Annotated in this window: 13 protein-coding genes and 1 pseudogene; 11 read left to right on the top strand and 3 right to left on the bottom strand. The window is 71.9% G+C overall.

Annotated features, from left to right (window positions below):
• Positions 1–85: 85 nt before the first annotated feature.
• From ACH4S9_RS23415 to ACH4S9_RS23390, 6 genes and pseudogenes are all read left to right on the top strand, one after another.
• Complete coding sequence (locus tag ACH4S9_RS23415; protein WP_358846165.1) at positions 86–844, top strand: DUF3000 domain-containing protein; 759 nt, start codon at positions 86–88, stop codon at positions 842–844.
• A 396-nt stretch (positions 845–1,240) separates the two neighbouring features.
• A complete protein-coding gene (locus ACH4S9_RS23410) occupies positions 1,241–1,900 on the top strand; it encodes a response regulator transcription factor (RefSeq protein WP_311723620.1) in 660 nt (219 codons plus the stop codon).
• 224 nt (positions 1,901–2,124) lie between these two features.
• Complete coding sequence (locus ACH4S9_RS23405) at positions 2,125–3,399, top strand: ribonuclease D (RefSeq protein ID WP_311723621.1); 1,275 nt, start codon at positions 2,125–2,127, stop codon at positions 3,397–3,399.
• 186 nt (positions 3,400–3,585) lie between these two features.
• Complete coding sequence (locus ACH4S9_RS23400; protein WP_311723622.1) at positions 3,586–4,803, top strand: acetyl-CoA C-acyltransferase; 1,218 nt, start codon at positions 3,586–3,588, stop codon at positions 4,801–4,803.
• 5 nt (positions 4,804–4,808) lie between these two features.
• Positions 4,809–6,938, top strand: a complete 2,130-nt coding sequence (locus tag ACH4S9_RS23395) for a 3-hydroxyacyl-CoA dehydrogenase NAD-binding domain-containing protein (protein WP_361187124.1) — start codon at positions 4,809–4,811, stop codon at positions 6,936–6,938.
• 390 nt (positions 6,939–7,328) lie between these two features.
• Positions 7,329–7,442 (top strand): annotated as a pseudogene (locus ACH4S9_RS23390) (DUF397 domain-containing protein); the annotation flags it as partial.
• A gap of 135 nt (positions 7,443–7,577) precedes the next feature.
• Here ACH4S9_RS23390 and ACH4S9_RS23385 read toward each other — a convergent pair.
• Complete coding sequence (locus ACH4S9_RS23385; RefSeq protein ID WP_398373746.1) at positions 7,578–8,111, bottom strand: AAA family ATPase; 534 nt, start codon at positions 8,109–8,111, stop codon at positions 7,578–7,580.
• Between the two features lie 259 nt (positions 8,112–8,370).
• Positions 8,371–9,393, bottom strand: a complete 1,023-nt coding sequence (locus ACH4S9_RS23380; RefSeq protein WP_398373745.1) for a hypothetical protein — start codon at positions 9,391–9,393, stop codon at positions 8,371–8,373.
• 409 nt (positions 9,394–9,802) lie between these two features.
• Between ACH4S9_RS23380 and ACH4S9_RS23375 the strand changes: the two genes are divergently transcribed.
• Genes ACH4S9_RS23375 through ACH4S9_RS23365 form a run of 3 tightly spaced genes read left to right on the top strand, consistent with a single transcriptional unit; the run spans position 9,803 to position 12,681 of the window.
• Complete coding sequence (locus ACH4S9_RS23375) at positions 9,803–10,165, top strand: hypothetical protein (RefSeq protein ID WP_311723630.1); 363 nt, start codon at positions 9,803–9,805, stop codon at positions 10,163–10,165.
• A gap of 9 nt (positions 10,166–10,174) precedes the next feature.
• Positions 10,175–10,594: a hypothetical protein gene (locus ACH4S9_RS23370; RefSeq protein WP_398373744.1), complete on the top strand. Its 420-nt coding sequence runs from the start codon at positions 10,175–10,177 to the stop codon at positions 10,592–10,594.
• Positions 10,591–12,681 (top strand): esterase/lipase family protein, encoded by a 2,091-nt coding sequence (locus tag ACH4S9_RS23365; RefSeq protein WP_398373743.1) that lies wholly within the window; start codon positions 10,591–10,593, stop codon positions 12,679–12,681. The genes ACH4S9_RS23370 and ACH4S9_RS23365 overlap by 4 nt, the downstream gene beginning before the upstream one ends.
• Positions 12,682–12,712: 31 nt before the next feature.
• Here ACH4S9_RS23365 and ACH4S9_RS23360 read toward each other — a convergent pair whose 3' ends face one another.
• Positions 12,713–13,756: a hypothetical protein gene (locus ACH4S9_RS23360; protein ID WP_398373742.1), complete on the bottom strand. Its 1,044-nt coding sequence runs from the start codon at positions 13,754–13,756 to the stop codon at positions 12,713–12,715.
• Positions 13,757–13,860: 104 nt separating this feature from the next.
• Here ACH4S9_RS23360 and ACH4S9_RS23355 point away from each other — a divergent pair, with 104 nt between their 5' ends.
• Complete coding sequence (locus ACH4S9_RS23355) at positions 13,861–14,262, top strand: NTP pyrophosphohydrolase (RefSeq protein ID WP_311723634.1); 402 nt, start codon at positions 13,861–13,863, stop codon at positions 14,260–14,262.
• A gap of 113 nt (positions 14,263–14,375) precedes the next feature.
• Positions 14,376–15,380 (top strand): FecCD family ABC transporter permease, encoded by a 1,005-nt coding sequence (locus ACH4S9_RS23350; protein ID WP_398373741.1) that lies wholly within the window; start codon positions 14,376–14,378, stop codon positions 15,378–15,380.
• Positions 15,381–15,432 lie beyond the last annotated feature (52 nt).

The following is a 15,432-nucleotide window of genomic DNA, read 5'->3' as shown; positions in this document are numbered from 1 at the left end:
AATCTTCGCACGGGCCGAACGAGTGACCCGCCAACCCGGGTGTTCTTCCCCGGTTGAGGCCCCCGATGCGCCTAGTCTTCCGAGCATGGCAGCGGTTCAAGGACACCTCTCGAACGGTGCTGACGGCGCCGAGAGCGCCGACGGGGCGGACGCGGCGGGCGGGGAAGGGGCCCCGGCCGCCTTCCGGCATGCCGTGGCCGGGCTGTGCGCCGTGCGGCCGCGGCCCGAGGTGGAGCTCTCCCCGACGCCGCCGCCGCGGCGGCTGGCCCCGTTCTCGTACGCGCTCGAGGCGGCGGTCACGGCGAGCCCGGCGAACGCCGTCGACGATGACGACGAGGAGCTGGCCGAGGGGAGGCTGATCCTGCTGCACGACCCGGCCGGGCACGACTCCTGGCACGGTACGTTCCGCCTGGTCACCCTGGTCCACGCGGACCTGGAGCCGGAGATGGCGGCGGATCCGCTGCTGCCCGAGGTGTGCTGGTCGTGGCTGACCGGCGCGCTGGAGGCGCGCGGGGTCTCGTACCGGCAGCCCAGCGGCACGGTGACCCGGGCGAGCTCGCACTACTTCGGCGGGATAGGGGAGCGCGAGCCCTCGACCCGGATCGAGATCCGCGCCTCCTGGACCCCGGCCGAGCGGCCGGCGGCGGAGCCGGGGCGGACGGAGCACCGCCGTCCTGACCGGGGCGGCGCCCCGGGCGACGGGGCGGCCGGGGCACCCGACACCGCGGCGCACCTGGCGGCCTGGTGCGATCTGCTGTGCCAGATCGCGGGCCTGCCGCCGGCCGGGGCCGCCGAGGCGGGCGTCGTATCGCTCCCGCAGCGGCGCGGCCCTCAGCCGCGTTAGGCCCCGCCTCCCCGATCCCCGCGGGCCCGCGACGCCTGGCACGCGCCCCCGCGCTGCGTTGTCGGGCCCGCCCGAGTAGGCCCGCCCCAGCCTTCGGCCGGGCGGGGGTACCTCCCGACCGAAGGCTGGGGGCACCCCCGGAGGGCGACCCTCCGCCTTGCGATCGCACGCGCCCCCAGCTACCGCTGGCGGGGGCACCTCCCCGCGGTAGCTGGGGGCGTCACCGTCGCAGGGATCGGGGAGGCGGGACCTAGCACTCGCTGATCAGGCTTGATCGATCAGTCGTCCTAATTGCCCGAATTGTTACTCACCAAATCGTGATCATTCCCTAAAGCCGGGCCGTATCGGTGCCGAAGGACGTGGTGACCCGTCCCACCACTTCCCCCAGGAGGCCTGGTGTCTGTTCTCCTCGAGCAACCTTCCAGCCTGGTCGCCTACCGCCCGAACAAGCCGACGGCCATGGTCGTCGTCGCCGACCCCCGCGTACGTTCCACCGTCACCCGTCACCTGTGGGCCCTCGGGGTGCGCGACGTCATCGAGGCGTCGTCCGTCGCGGAGGCCCGTCCCCGGATCGCCAACCCGCGCGACATCTGCGTCGCCGACGTCCACCTCCCCGACGGCTCCGGCCTCACGCTGCTGTCCGAGACCCGCGCCGCGGGCTGGCCGAACGGCCTGGCCCTCTCCGCGGCCGACGACATCGGTGCCGTCCGCAACGCCCTGGCCGGTGGCGTCAAGGGCTACGTCGTCACCGGCACCCGCACCAACCTGGGCATCCCGGGCCGCCCCGGCGCCGCCCCCCTCGGCGCCGCCGCCCGGATGCACCGCCGCCCGCCGGGCGCCCCCGGACACCCGGGCGGCTACCGCGAGCTGTCGGGACGCGAGGTCGAGGTGCTGCGGCTGGTTGCGGAGGGCCAGTCCAACAAGGCCATCGGCGTCTCGATGGGCCTGTCGGCGCTCACCGTCAAGAGCCACCTCGCCCGCATCGCCCGCAAACTGGGCACCGGCGACCGGGCCGGCATGGTCGCGGTCGCGCTGCGCACCGGGATCATCCACTGAGCCACCCCACCCGTCCCCTCGAACCCCCCGCAGGGCCCCGCACGGGGCCCCCGTAAGCCGCACACCAGCCCCCTACGAGCCGCGTCAGACCTTCCGCACACCACCCGCACCACCCCTGGCTCCCGCCCAGGCGCACACCGTCCACCCAACGCCCGGCGCCCGCCGACGGAACGTTCCGTCGGCGGGCGCCATGCGTACCCGGTACGCACAGCTACCCTTGACAGGTGACCGACGCCCAAGAGACCGCAGCAGAGACGACACTGCGAACCACCGGGGGCGCTCCCCCGGACGACCTCCCCTCGGCGCCGGTCCCCTTGCTGGAGCCGCGTGAGGGCATCCCGCCCGTCACCGCCGACCCGGACGCGCTCGCCGAGGTCGTCGCCGCGTTCGCGGCGGGCCGCGGCCCGGTCGCCGTGGACGCCGAGCGCGCGTCCGGGTACCGCTACGGGCAGCGGGCCTATCTGGTCCAGCTGCGCCGCTCCGGCGCGGGGACCGCCCTGATCGACCCCGTCGGCTGCCCCGACCTGTCCGGCCTGGGCGACGCGATCGCCGACGCCGAATGGGTGCTGCACGCCGCCACCCAGGACCTGCCATGCCTGCGGGACATAGGCATGCTGCCCGGCCGCCTCTTCGACACCGAACTGGCGGGCCGGCTGGCCGGGTTCGCCCGGGTGGGCCTGGGCGCCATGGTCGAGAACATCCTCGGATACGCCCTGGAGAAGGGCCACTCCGCCGTCGACTGGTCCACCCGCCCGCTGCCCGATCCGTGGCTGCACTACGCCGCGCTCGACGTCGAGCTGCTGGTCGACCTGCGCGACGCGCTGGAGGAGGAGCTGGCGCGGCAGGGCAAGCTGGACTGGGCGCACCAGGAGTTCGCCGCCATCGCCGCGGCCCCGCCCGCCCCGCCCCGCAAGGACCCCTGGCGGCGTACGTCGGGGATGCACAAGGTCCGGCGGCGCCGGCAGATGGCCGTGGTGCGCGAGCTGTGGACCGCCCGGGACAAGATCGCGCAGCGCCGTGACGTCTCACCGGGCAAGGTGCTGGGCGACGCGGCCATCATCGAGGCCGCGCTGACCCTGCCGACGACCGTGCGCGCCCTGGGCGCGCTGAGCGGCTTCGGCCACCGCATGGGCCGCCGTCAGCTGGAGCAGTGGCAGGCCGCGGTGGACCGGGCGCGGGCCCTGCCGGAGTCCGAGCTCCCCCAGCCGGGCCAGCCGGTGGCCGGCCCGCCGCCCCCGCGCGCCTGGGCCGACAAGGACCCGGCCGCGGCGGCCCGCCTTTCAGCGGCTCGTACGGCGGTGACCGCGCTGGCCGAGCAGCTGAACCTGCCTCAGGAGAACCTGATCGCCCCGGACACGGTCCGGCGGCTGTGCTGGGAGCCCCCGGCCGAGCTGACCGCCGAGTCCGTCAAGGCCGTCCTGCACGGCTACGGCGCCCGGCCCTGGCAGATCGAGCAGACCACCCCGATCCTGCTGACGGCTCTGGGCACGGCGGCGTGACATGACGCGCCCCCCTTTAAGGCTCGGTTCGGACGGGAAGGCGAATTCCCGGGTGTGACCTTCACCCCTCCCGGAGCGGGGACTGGGCACCGTGGTTACTCATAAGTAGCATGAGGGTGTGGAGGCACGCCCCTTGCCGGGCGTGCCCGCAGCAGTGCCATCCCGCGCACCTGGAGGAGAGCCAACGTGCCTCGTACCGCTAGGGACGTCGTCTTCGTCGACGGCGTCCGGACCCCGTTCGGCAAGGCGGGTCCCAAGGGCATCTACCACGAGACCCGCGCCGACGACCTGGTCGTCAAGTGCATCCGGGAGCTGCTGCGCCGCAACCCGGACCTGCCGCCGGAGCGCATCGACGAGGTGGCCGTCGCCGCGACCACGCAGATCGGCGACCAGGGCCTGACCATCGGCCGCACCGCGGGCATCCTGGCCGGGCTGCCCCAGTCCGTGCCCGGCTACGCCATCGACCGGATGTGCGCCGGCGCGATGACCGCCGTGACGACGACCGCGGGCTCCATCGCCTTCGGCGCGTACGACGTGGTCGTCGCGGCCGGGGTGGAGCACATGGGCCGCCACCCGATGGGCGAGGGCGTCGACCCGAACCCGCGGTTCGTCTCGGAGAAGCTCGTCGACGAGTCGGCCCTGTTCATGGGCATGACCGCGGAGAACCTCCACGACCGGCTGCCGCACATCTCCAAGCAGCGCGCCGACGAGTTCGCGGTGCGCAGCCAGGAGAAGGCCGCCAAGGCCTACGCCAACGGCAAGATCCAGCAGGACCTGGTGCCGATCTCGGTACGGCGCACCAGCCCGGACGGCGGTGAGCTGGGCTGGGGCCTGGCGACCGCCGACGAGCCGATGCGCCCCGGCACCACGCTGGAGGGCCTGGCCGCCCTGAAGACCCCGTTCCGCCCGCATGGCCGGGTCACCGCGGGCAACTCCGCGGGGCTCAACGACGGCGCGACCGCCTCGCTGGTCGCCGCCGAGGACGTGGCCCGGGAACTGGGCCTGCCGGTGAAGATGCGGCTGGTCGGCTACGCCTTCGCGGGCGTCGAGCCGGAGGTGATGGGCTACGGCCCGGTCCCGGCGACCAAGAAGGCCCTCGCCAAGGCGGGGCTGACGATCGAGGACATCGGCCTCTTCGAGATCAACGAGGCCTTCGCCGTGCAGGTGCTGTCCTTCCTGGACCACTACGGCATCGACGACGACGATCCGCGCGTCAACCAGTACGGCGGCGCGATCGCCTTCGGGCACCCGCTCGCCTCCTCCGGGGTGCGGCTGATGACGCAGCTGGCCCGGCAGTTCGAGGAGCAGCCCGAGGTCCGCTACGGCATCACCACCATGTGCATCGGCTTCGGCATGGGCGGCACCGTGATCTGGGAGAACCCGCACTTCGAGGGGAACAAGTGAGCGGCGTGACCACTACCGAAGAGCTTCTCAAGGGCGCGGCCGAGCTGTTCCCGGACGAGGTCGTGACGCAGGCGCACGTCCGCCATCTGGACCTGCCCGGTGGCGCTGGCCGCTTCGCCCTCATCACACTCGACAACGGCCTGGACCACACCAAGCCCACCACCTTCGGCCCCGCCTCGCTGGCGAATCTGAACGCCGCGCTCGACCAGGTCGAGAAGGAGGCCGCCGAGGGCGCGATCGTCGGCGTCGGCGTGACCGGCAAGCCGTTCATCTTCGCCGTCGGCGCCGACCTCAAGGGCGTGGAGCTGCTGAAGCAGCATGCGGACGCGCTGGCCATCGGCAAGGGCGGCCACGACGTCTTCAAGCGGCTGGCGGGCCTCGCCGTGCCCACCTTCGCGTACTACAACGGCGCGGCGATGGGCGGCGGCGTCGAGGTCGGCCTGCACTGCACGTACCGCACGGTCTCGGCCGCGCTGCCCGCCTTCTCCCTCCCCGAGGTCTTCCTGGGCCTGGTCCCCGGCTGGGGCGGCTGCACCCTGCTGCCCAACCTGATCGGCGCGGACCGCGCGGTCACGGTGATCATCGAGAACTCGCTCAACCAGAACCGGCAGCTCAAGGGCAAGCAGGTCTACGAGCTCGGGATCGCCGACGCGATCTTCGAGGGCGCGGACTTCCTGGAGCAGTCGCTGCTGTGGACCGCGTCCGTGCTGAGCGGCCAGACCAAGGTCGTACGTCCCGAGGTGGACCGCGGCGAGGGCTGGGACGCGGCCGTCGCCCGCGGCCGGGCCATCGCCGACAGCAAGGTACACGGGGCGGCCCCGGCCGCGTACCGGGCGCTGGACATCATCGCCGCCGCCAAGAACGGCGATCTCGGCCAGGGCTTCGACGCCGAGGACGGTGCCCTCGCCGACCTCATCATGGGCGGCGAGCTGCGCAGCGGCATCTACGCCTTCAACCTGGTCCAGAAGCGCGCCAAGCGCCCGGCCGGCGCCCCGGACAAGTCCCTGGCCCGCCCGGTCACCAAGGTCGGCGTGGTCGGCGCGGGCCTGATGGCCTCGCAGCTGGCGCTGCTGTTCGCGCGCCGCCTGGAGGTGCCGGTCGTGCTGACCGACATCGACCAGGAGCGCGTCGACAAGGGCGTGGGCTACGTCCATGACGAGATCGACAAGCTGCTGCTCAAGGGCCGCGTCAACCAGGACAAGGCCAACCGCCTCAAGGCCGCGGTGACCGGCTCGCTCGACAAGGCCGAGGCCTTCTCGGACGCCGACTTCGTCATCGAGGCCGTCTTCGAGGAGATGGGCGTCAAGCAGCAGGTGTTCGCCGAGGTCGAGGCGGTCGTGCCGGAGCACGCCATCCTGGCCACCAACACCTCCTCGCTGTCGGTGAGCGAGATGGCGTCCAAGCTCCAGCACCCGGAGCGGGTCGTCGGCTTCCACTTCTTCAACCCCGTCGCGATCCTGCCGCTGCTGGAGATCGTCCGCGGCGAGAAGACCGACGACGCCTCGCTGGCCACCGCCTTCGGCGTGGCCAAGAAGCTCAAGAAGACGGCCGTCCTGGTCAAGGACGCCCCGGCGTTCGTCGTCAACCGGATCCTGACCCGCTTCATGGGCGAGATCCAGAACGTCATCGACGAGGGCACCCCGGTGGACGTCGCCGAGCGCGCCGTCGAGCCGCTGGGCCTGCCGATGTCGCCCCTGGTGCTGCTGGAGCTGGTCGGCCCGGCCATCGGTCTGCATGTCTCGGAGACCCTGCACCAGGCGTTCCCGGACCGCTTCACGGTCTCGGAGAACCTGCGGCGCGTGGTCGAGGCCGGCAAGCGCGGCTTCTACGTCCACGACTCCGGAAAGCCGGAGCTGGACCCGGAGGTCGCCGCGCTGCTCGAGCAGGGCGACTCGGTCCTCACCGAGGAGCAGGTGCGGGCGCGGGTGCTGGAGACGGTGGCGCAGGAGATCGGCCTCATGCTGGACGAGGGCGTCGTCGCCGAGGCGCAGGACATCGACCTGTGCCTGATCACCGGCGCGGGCTGGCCCTTCCACCTGGGCGGCATCACCCCGTACCTGGACCGCGAGGGCATCTCGGAGCGGGTGGTCGGCCAGCGCTTCCTGGCCCCGGGCCTGGCAAGCGTCCCCGCGTAGCGCGTTGTGTTCCGAGCGCCGGACGGGCCACTCGCCCGTCCGGCGCTCGCGTTCTCAATCGTCCGACTCGTCCATGTCGGCGGGCGCGGGAAGGCGTCTGCCCCGGCTGTCGGCGACCCTCAAGGCATCGCGCAGCGCTTCACACAACCGGTGTGCCAGATCACGGAGTTCCCCGGCACCCGCCTTCCGGTCAGCCAGCAGTTCACCCGCGTGGCCGAGCAGTTGGTTCCCCATGCCGAGCTGTACTGCTTCGATCTCGTCAGCCATGCGGGACAGATAGCCGTTGCCGCCCTCGTCCGACACGAGATGGCAGGGCTGGCCACTCGGACCGGACCACGGCAGCAGACGGGGGTGCGTGCTCACCGGATCGCCGCCAGCCTACTCCCCCGCGCGGTCCCTGTCCGCGACAGCAAGAACCCCCAGGGCCCGGCGTTGGTCTTCTCGCGGGACGGCTGGTCATCGTTCGTCTCCGCGGTCAAGCGCGGGGAGTTCGCCGCCACCTGACCCTTGCGGAGGGCAGATCGGACGCGGGTAGCGCTCGCCGACTGGCGCCGCCGTCATCAGGAGCGATCACGCACCAGCCATTACCGGCGACAAGCCGAGGCCCGCACATGAAGACCACGATGTGCCGGCGGAGTGCTAACCGCCCCAGCCGGTAGCGGCCACCACCTCACGGGCGATGTCCACGACGGGCCGCCCGTCCGTCACCACCCGCACAGTGTCGGCAGCTACCCGCTCATCCAAGAGCCGTGCCTTGCGGGCGCTCGCCTTCAGCTCCTGCTCCAGTTCCGAGCCGAGTTCCCGGCCCGCCAACCGCTCGCCGACGGTGGTGTCGGATGCGGTGAGGAGAACTCGCACGATCCGCACGCCTGCCCCCATGGCACGCTCAAACATGCCCGTCGTCTCGGGCAGCACACTCAGCGTGTTCGTATAGATCAGGCGGCGGTAACCGCGCTGGGCAAAGTTCCCCCATACGGCAGTCAGATTGCTCTCGGTGATCTCCGAGCGGTGCGGATCCCCGTCTGGGGCCGGATGCACCTGCCCCATGAAGTCACCCTCGATGACTGCGTGAGAGACCGCCACGGCTCGCAGCCGTGCCGAAACCTCCCAGGCCACCGTCGTCTTGCCGACACCGGCACGCCCTCCGATGAGCAGTATCTCCGCGTGATCCATGAAGGCAGCTTGCCAGCTCGCGACCACGTCACGCGATCCGATATCGCTCTACGCCCATGGCCGCAACGCCGATCTCCACTGCGTTTGACGTAGTAGTCGAGCCAGTCGACGCGGATCCCGCAGTACTTGCACAGGTGCTGCGCAGCAGCTTGGACGGCGCGGCCACATGCTCATCCACGGCTCCTTCCTGAACCGTGTAGGGAGGCGGCCATGGTCGGCCCGCAGGGGCGCCAGCCACAGCACCAGTCACCGACTCTACTCATACCTGGCCCGCCCAGAGGCGACGGCCGTCGGCCTGAATGTGCACCGTCGGCGAGTACTCCCGAAAGCCCCACGCGGAGGCGCCTTTCCCGGCCACGAAGGCCTTGGCCTGGAACGCCTGGGCGGGGACGACGGGGGCGGCGCAGCCGTCGAGAGGGCTGGTCCTGGTGGCGCCGGCCGGGACGGTGACTTCCTGTGCGGTGCCCCATGGCGCGGGGCAGTCGTGCGCGGCCCCGGCCTGGACGTAGCCGATCCTGACCTTCACCGTCGTCGCCCGGGGCGAGGAGTTGGTGAGCTGGACGACGAAAGACAGGGAGTCCTTGTCGAGGCGGGTGCAGGGCCGCCATGACACGGCGCCCACCGCGCGCGTCCGGCCGCAGCGGTGGTCGCCGCCTTTCAGCTCCGCCGCCTGCGCGGCGTCACCGCCGGGCGAACCATCGTCCTCCGAGGCGCCGCTGCGCAGTGCCATGGTGCCGGTGATCAAGCCGAGGGCGATCGCCGTCACCGCGGCGAATTGCCACCCTTTCCACTTCCGCCGTGGCTCCGCCGTAACGGCATACGTTTCGGGATCGGCGTGCGTGGCGGGGGCGACCGTGGCCGGGGCGAGGCTGGCGAGGACTTCGTCCCTCCAACCGGGACCGGCCGCCTCTTTCAGCCGCCGCGCGAGATCCGCGATCTCCATGCCGATTGTGGGCAATTCCCGAGCGCTGTGCGGCGCCTTCTGTGAAAGCGCCCGGGTGACGGCTTCGCAATCCTCCTGGCTGGGCAGCCGGTTCTTCTTGCTGCCGGGCAGCAATTGATCGCGGCCCTTGAGCCAGTACGACAGCAGAGGCAGATCGATTTTCTTCCGGCTCCGGCCAGCGCGCTCGAACTCCAGGCGCTCTTTTTCGAGTTCCGCGACAAGGCCCGCGCGGGTGGGGCGCCGCGCGGAGTCGGTCACCTGGCCGACGGTGGCCGCCCATGCGTCGAGGGCCTGGACCAGGGCGTGTGCCAAGTCCTTGAAGAGCCCGGTCCGTTCCACCATCAAACCCCCCGTAGTGAATACCATTCACCATATAACCCCGCTTCATCGCGGGCTAGTTGATGCCGTACCGCACCGCCTCCGGTTGCACTGCAACGCGAGAGACCCCAGGTCAGGACGGTGCACATGGCAGTGCAACGGGTCGCCCCGTTGCACCCCGGGCCCGCCCGGCCAAACCGGTGCACGGTGGTTTCCGGCGGCGCGGTCCGCACCGCCGGAACAGATCGGAACCGAAGGGACTCCACCATGTGCCGACGATGCAAGGGCGACGGGAAGTGCACCACCTGCGGCGGCTCCGGATTCCGGGGCGTATGGAAGTGCGACAGCTGCCGCGGCAGCGGTGACTGCAAGGCCTGCGACGGCCGCGGCTAGCCGATCCCACACGACCGAAATCCTGGAGCATTTCACGATGTCCAACGACGCACTTCTGGAAAAGCTCGTCCTCCGGACCGATGACGAAGACTACGAAACCCCGCTTCCCATCACCCTCATGGTGGGCGGAGTCATCATCACCGGCTCCATACTCCCCCGCGATGAATGGCTCAGGCAGCACATGAACCTGCTGTCCGAGAAGAGTTCGCTGACCGAATTCGCCAAGGACTTCGCCGCAGACATGCTGCGGCATGAGCCGGAGACCAGTCATATACATCTGACCTGGGCGCGGATCGTCACGGGTGGCCCCCACGTCCCCATCGATGAATACGGGCTTCTGCGGGTGCCGCTGTCCGAGGTGAATGCCTGGACGATCGGCGATCTGAACCCCATCGGATGAGCGGCTGACATGCGCAAACTAACGATCGCGGCCGGTGTCGTGCTGCTCATCGCCGCGACGATCGCGGCCGTCCATGCCTACCGGAGCGACACCTCGGCGGAGAAACCTCCGGCGCAGGAGCTGAGATACGAACCCGGCGGCCCGGTCCCGGCCGAGGCCGCCCGGGTCGCGCGGGACCTGGTGGCCGAGGACGAGAAGACACAGCGAGTGGCGCTCGCGCCCGAGTTGGAGCGGACCCTGCCCGAGGGACGGCTCACCGCCAGGAACGCCAAGCTCCCTCTGAAAGACGGCACCTGGCATGAGGAGGACGGCATCGCCAACGCCCAAGCCACCCTGGAGGAGCCGGGAAAGCCTGCGCAGCGGGTGCTGCTGGGATTCGCCCGCAGCGGCGGGGCCTGGCGGATCATCCTCGCGGAGGTCCTCCCATGAGCCTCGCCACCCGCTGCCGGGCCCTCGTCCCCTGCGCCGCCCTGATGCTCCTGCTCACCCTGCTCGGGGCGGTGCCCACCGCTACCGCCGAGCCGCGCAGTTGCGTCGGCGGCGGGCTCGGGCAGGTCAGCGACACCGAGACCGTCGCGAACTCCATGCCCGTCCTCTTCGTCCACGGCATCAACGCGGGCGCCGACACCTGGGACGGGCCGGGAGACGATCCGGAAGGCTGGTTCCCCCGGAAGGTCGCAAAGCTGCCCCACGTCACCGCGTGGACCTTCGACTACAAGCAGGCGCAGCCGGCCTGGGTGACGGACCGACGGATCGGTCCCGCCTTGGGGACCGCGATCGAATGTCTCGCCGACGCCTCCGGCTACAAGGTCATGGTGGTGGCCCACTCGATGGGCGGTCTGGCCACGCAATACGCGGTTTCACAGCCCAGTCGCAAACCCGGCGGCAGGATATGGCAGGAGGTGTCGGAGGTGATCACCATCGGCACGCCCTTCCGAGGCTCTCCCGTGGCCTCTTTCCTGGACGGACTTCCCGGTCCCCGAGGTTCACTACAGGAACTGGCCCTGAAACAGGTGGTCTCCGCCTGTTTCGGACTCGCCAAGGGCCTGGCCTCGACCATTTGCGAGACGGTTGAGGTGCTCCGCTCGCCGCAGGGCGTGGCTCTCAAGGAGAACTCGCCGGAAATCCGAAAGCTCCCGGCTTGGCCCGAGGAGCTGCCGGTCCGTGCCATGGCCGGGGACATCCGTCTGGGCCTCGAAATCATGAAACTGGGGTCGCGCTCCAAACCCGTCTCCATAGGGGACGGAGTGGTGCCGCTCTCCTCGGCGACCGCGTATGCCCACAAGTCCGGCGCGCCTCACGTGCTCACCTGCACGGACACCCTCATCTCGGTGCGAGCGGTGCTCTTCGGTGAGTGCAGTCACACCAGCGTCAAGACCGCGCCAGAAATCATGTCCGCGGTCATCGACCGGGCGAAGGCCCTCCAGCGGAAACAGGCGACACCCGAACTCGCCTACGCGACCGCCGACAGCGTCAATGTGTGGACCGACGGCAGAAGCAAGGCACTCGCCCCCATCCCCAGCGGATACCGCGTACGGCAGCTCACCTGGTCGTCCGACGGCACCTCCCTCGCCTGGCTGGCCGAGCGGGGCGAGGACGCGGGCCGGAAACTGTTTCTGGTGCGCCGGGTCCGTGGACAGCCTTTCGTCACGCCCCGCGTCCGTAGCTGGGACTGCTCCGGCTGCTCGACGATCGCCTTCCGCGAGGACGAACTGGTCTCCGACGGCGCGACGGACCCGAACCAGCCCATGCTGTGGAGCTACCCGCCCCGGGGCGGCGCGCGGCGGGCACTGCCCGTGACGGGCCTGCCCAGGCCCGACGAGTGCTTCAGCCCGACCTACTGCGGCCGCCTCGACCTCCTCGGCGCCGCACCCCGGGGTGAGCTGACCGTCTCGTACTTCGAGAACGGCGGTGGCAACTTCCCCGGAGTGGGCTCGTTCTACCAGGTCACCCGCGAGGGCAGGGCCCGGCCCGCCCAGTCGTTCTACGGCAGCGGGCTCGGGCCCGAGGTCGCGGCGGCCAGTCCGCGGCGGGACCGGCTCGCCGTGCCCTGGTACCAACACCTCAGCGCCTGCGCGGAGTACTCCAACGTCGCGCTCGTCGACCAGCGCAGCGGACGGGTGGACCGGCTGGACCTGCCCTCCCGGGACGGCAACCTGTGGATGGTCTCGGCCTGGTTCGACCGCGACGGCCAGGCGTACGCGGCCTTCCGTTCGGAGCCCGGCTGCGGCAGTGACGACCAGTACGCGTCGGACGGCCGGCGGATTCCCCGCTGGGGTGAGACGCGGGTGTACCGCGCCACGAACGTCCGGTGGGTCGAGACGCGGGAGAAGCGGCCCATCCTGGCGCGCGACGTCCATGCCTCGGGGAAGACGGCGTCTCTGCTCGGCACCCCGGCGGTCGAGGTGTCGGGCGGATACCACACGGGGACGCTGGTCGCACAGAACGCCGCGAACCGAGAGGTCGAAGTGGCGCGCGGGGTGCACGCCTTCGGGTGGCGGCCGGCGTCCTCGTGAGCCGGGAGGTGAGCCGCGCGGGCGGCGCGCCCTAATCCCCCACCCGCCCCCACGCGCGCAGGGCCAGCCCCGGCTCGTCCGTCTTCTGACGGGCCGCGAGCAGGGCGCCGTCGTCCGCGAGGGCGGCGAGGACGACCAGTCCCCGGCCGTCCAGCGCCAGCGCGGGCCGGCCCGTGCCCGGCTCGCCCGAGGGCGTCCACCAGACCCCCGCCGCCTCGTTCTCCGTCAGGTGCGCGGCGACGGCGAGCCGCCCGCTCTTGGCGTCGCGGTGGGCCAGCACCGTGCAGTCGTGGCCGTCCACGGTCGTACGGAGGGCCGCGACGGGCCCGGCGCCGGTCTCGCCGCCCAGGGGCGCCGCCTCGTCCGCCCCGGGCCGCCAGGCCAGCACCCCGCGCCCCTCCGCGTCGCGCCAGTAGTGCGTGACCGTGTCGCGGCCGGTGGCGAGCCCGGAGGCGGAGCCGGCCTCGGGGGCGGCGGGGATGTCGTCGGCGCGTTCGTAGGCGGCGCCGGGCTCGGGCTGGTGCCAGCGCAGCGCGCCGCGTTCGGCGGGCGCGAGCAGTTCGACGCGTCCTTCGGCGGTCGCGGTGGCGGACAGGCCGTCCAGCACATCGGCGCCCTTGAGGTCGGTCCACCCGCCCCACTTGCCCTTGGCGTCCTGGCGCCGCGCGCTCACCCCGCTCCCGGCGTTGCGCACGAAGACGTGCACGGCGCCCGAGGAGTCCACGGCCGCGGCCGGAGCGCCGGTCCGCTGTGCCTTGCGGCGGTCCTTGGGGTGCGGGGTGCCGAGCGAGTGCCAGGCCGTCAGGGGGCGGCCGGTCTGGAACTGCGTGGCGTGTACGACGTCCACGTCCGGGCCGTCGGCGCCGCCCTGACGGTGCCGCAGGCCCACGAGATGGACATAGCCGTCCGCGCCCTGGGTCACGGTCAGCGCGGTCAGGCCGGGCACCTTGATCAGCCGCGGCCCGGTCCACCGCGGGCCGCCGGGCCGCTCCTCGGTCCAGCGGGCGACGCCGCCCGCCACCGGCGCGTAGGCCGTGAGCCTGCCGTCCTTGCCGCGGAGCAACCGCAACGCCATGGCCCGCTGCAACCTTCCGTGACGTCGATCCCCCGGGTGGGCCCCGCGGGGCCGGCGCGCCAGATGTGCTGACGCGCCACCACCCATAGTAATTTGCCTGGCTGATGAAAGGCTTTGTTGTCGTGGACGCGGCGAATGTGATCGGTTCGGTGCCCGACGGCTGGTGGCGGGACCGGCGCGGCGCGGCCGAGCGGCTGCGGGACCGGCTCGCCACGCTCGCCGAGCGCGGGCTGGAGCCGCGCCCCGGCGTGCCGGAGTGGGCCGAACAGCCGCCCGTGGACCTCGTGCTCGTGGTCGAGGGCGCCGCACGCGACATCGCGCCCGTGCCGGGGGTGCGGGTGGCGTCGGCGCCGGGCAGCGGCGACGACCGGATCGTGGAGGTGGTGGCGGACCGCGAGCCGGGCCGGCCGTGCCTGGTGGTGACCGCCGACCGGGAGCTGCGGACGCGGGTGCGGGCGCTCGGGGCGGAGGTCACGGGCCCGCGCGCGGTCCGCCCCGCCGACTGAGCCGCCCGCCCGCCCCACGTACTCTTAGGCAAGCCTTGGCTAAGGGCAGATTTCGGCCCGGCGGGGCGAGAAGGCTTTGCGTACGGAAGAGAGAGACGGAAGAGAGAAGGCGAATGTCGGGAGTCGCGCGCCGTCGCGTCGGCTGGATAACCGCGGCGGCGTTGCTGCTCCTGGCCGCCGTGGCGCTCAGCCTCGCGGTCGGCAGCCGCCAGATCGCCCTCAGCGAGGTCTACGACGCCCTGGTGCACGGCGGCACCAGCGACAACGCCCAAGTCGTACGGGCCCTGCGGGTGCCGCGCACCGTCATCGGCATCATGGTCGGCGTCGCCCTCGCCGTGGCCGGCACCGTGCTCCAGGGGATCACCCGCAACCCGATCGCCGAGCCCGGGATCCTGGGCATCAGCCAGGGCGCCTCGCTGGGCGTGGTCTGTGCGATCGCGTTCTTCGGGGTGCACCCGCTGACCGGATATGTGTGGTTCGCGTTCGCGGGCGCGGCGCTCGCGGCGGTCTGCGCCTACGCGGTGGCCAGCAGCGGCCGCGGGGGCGCGTCCCCGGTCAAACTCGCCCTGGCCGGTGCCGCGATGAACGCCTTCATCGCCTCGGTGGTCTCCGCGATCGTCACCACCAACGCCCGGGTCCTGGACGAGTTCCGCTTCTGGGACGTGGGCTCGCTCAGCGGGCGGGACGCCACGATCGTCGGACAGACCTGGCCGTTCCTGGCCGCCGGGCTGCTGCTGGTGCTGGCCATGGCCCGCGGGCTCGACGCGCTGGCTCTCGGCGACGACGTCGCCCGGGGGCTCGGCCGCAATGTCGCGCTGCTGCGTATGACCGGCACCGTGGGGGCGACCGTGCTGACCGGCGTCGCGGTTGCCGCCGCCGGGCCCATCGCCTTCACCGGCCTGGCCGTTCCGCATATCGCCCGCGCCCTCGTCGGCACCGCCCACCGCTGGCTGCTGCCCATGGCCGCGCTGCTCGGCCCGGTGATGATCCTCACCTCGGACGTCATCGGCCGTATCGTCTTCCCGCCCTCGGAGGTGCCGGTGTCCGTGATGACCGCCCTGGCGGGCGTGCCGTTCCTGATCGCCCTGGTCCGCAGGAAGGCGGTGGCGGCAGCGTGAGCGTGTCTTGGCGCGCTGCGCGGGCTGGACTGAGGAGCCGCGCAGCGACGGA

The organism is Streptomyces sp. NPDC021225, assembly GCF_044332865.1.
In the GTDB taxonomy this organism is placed as follows: Bacteria; Actinomycetota; Actinomycetes; order Streptomycetales; family Streptomycetaceae; genus Streptomyces.
Note: the sequence above shows the minus strand (reverse complement) of the source record. Positions and strands in the feature narration are given on the sequence as shown.

Bases quoted from the DNA above. Each gene is read 5' to 3' on its own strand.
- ACH4S9_RS23415 (WP_358846165.1), top strand. From the start codon at position 86: ATGGCAGCGGTTCAAGGACACCTCTCGAACGGTGCTGACGGCGCCGAG.
- ACH4S9_RS23385 (WP_398373746.1), bottom strand. From the start codon at position 8,111: ATGGATCACGCGGAGATACTGCTCATCGGAGGGCGTGCCGGTGTCGGC.
- ACH4S9_RS23375 (WP_311723630.1), top strand. From the start codon at position 9,803: ATGTCCAACGACGCACTTCTGGAAAAGCTCGTCCTCCGGACCGATGAC.
- ACH4S9_RS23370 (WP_398373744.1), top strand. From the start codon at position 10,175: ATGCGCAAACTAACGATCGCGGCCGGTGTCGTGCTGCTCATCGCCGCG.
- ACH4S9_RS23365 (WP_398373743.1), top strand. From the start codon at position 10,591: ATGAGCCTCGCCACCCGCTGCCGGGCCCTCGTCCCCTGCGCCGCCCTG.
- ACH4S9_RS23360 (WP_398373742.1), bottom strand. From the start codon at position 13,756: ATGGCGTTGCGGTTGCTCCGCGGCAAGGACGGCAGGCTCACGGCCTAC.
- ACH4S9_RS23355 (WP_311723634.1), top strand. From the start codon at position 13,861: ATGAAAGGCTTTGTTGTCGTGGACGCGGCGAATGTGATCGGTTCGGTG.
- ACH4S9_RS23350 (WP_398373741.1), top strand. From the start codon at position 14,376: ATGTCGGGAGTCGCGCGCCGTCGCGTCGGCTGGATAACCGCGGCGGCG.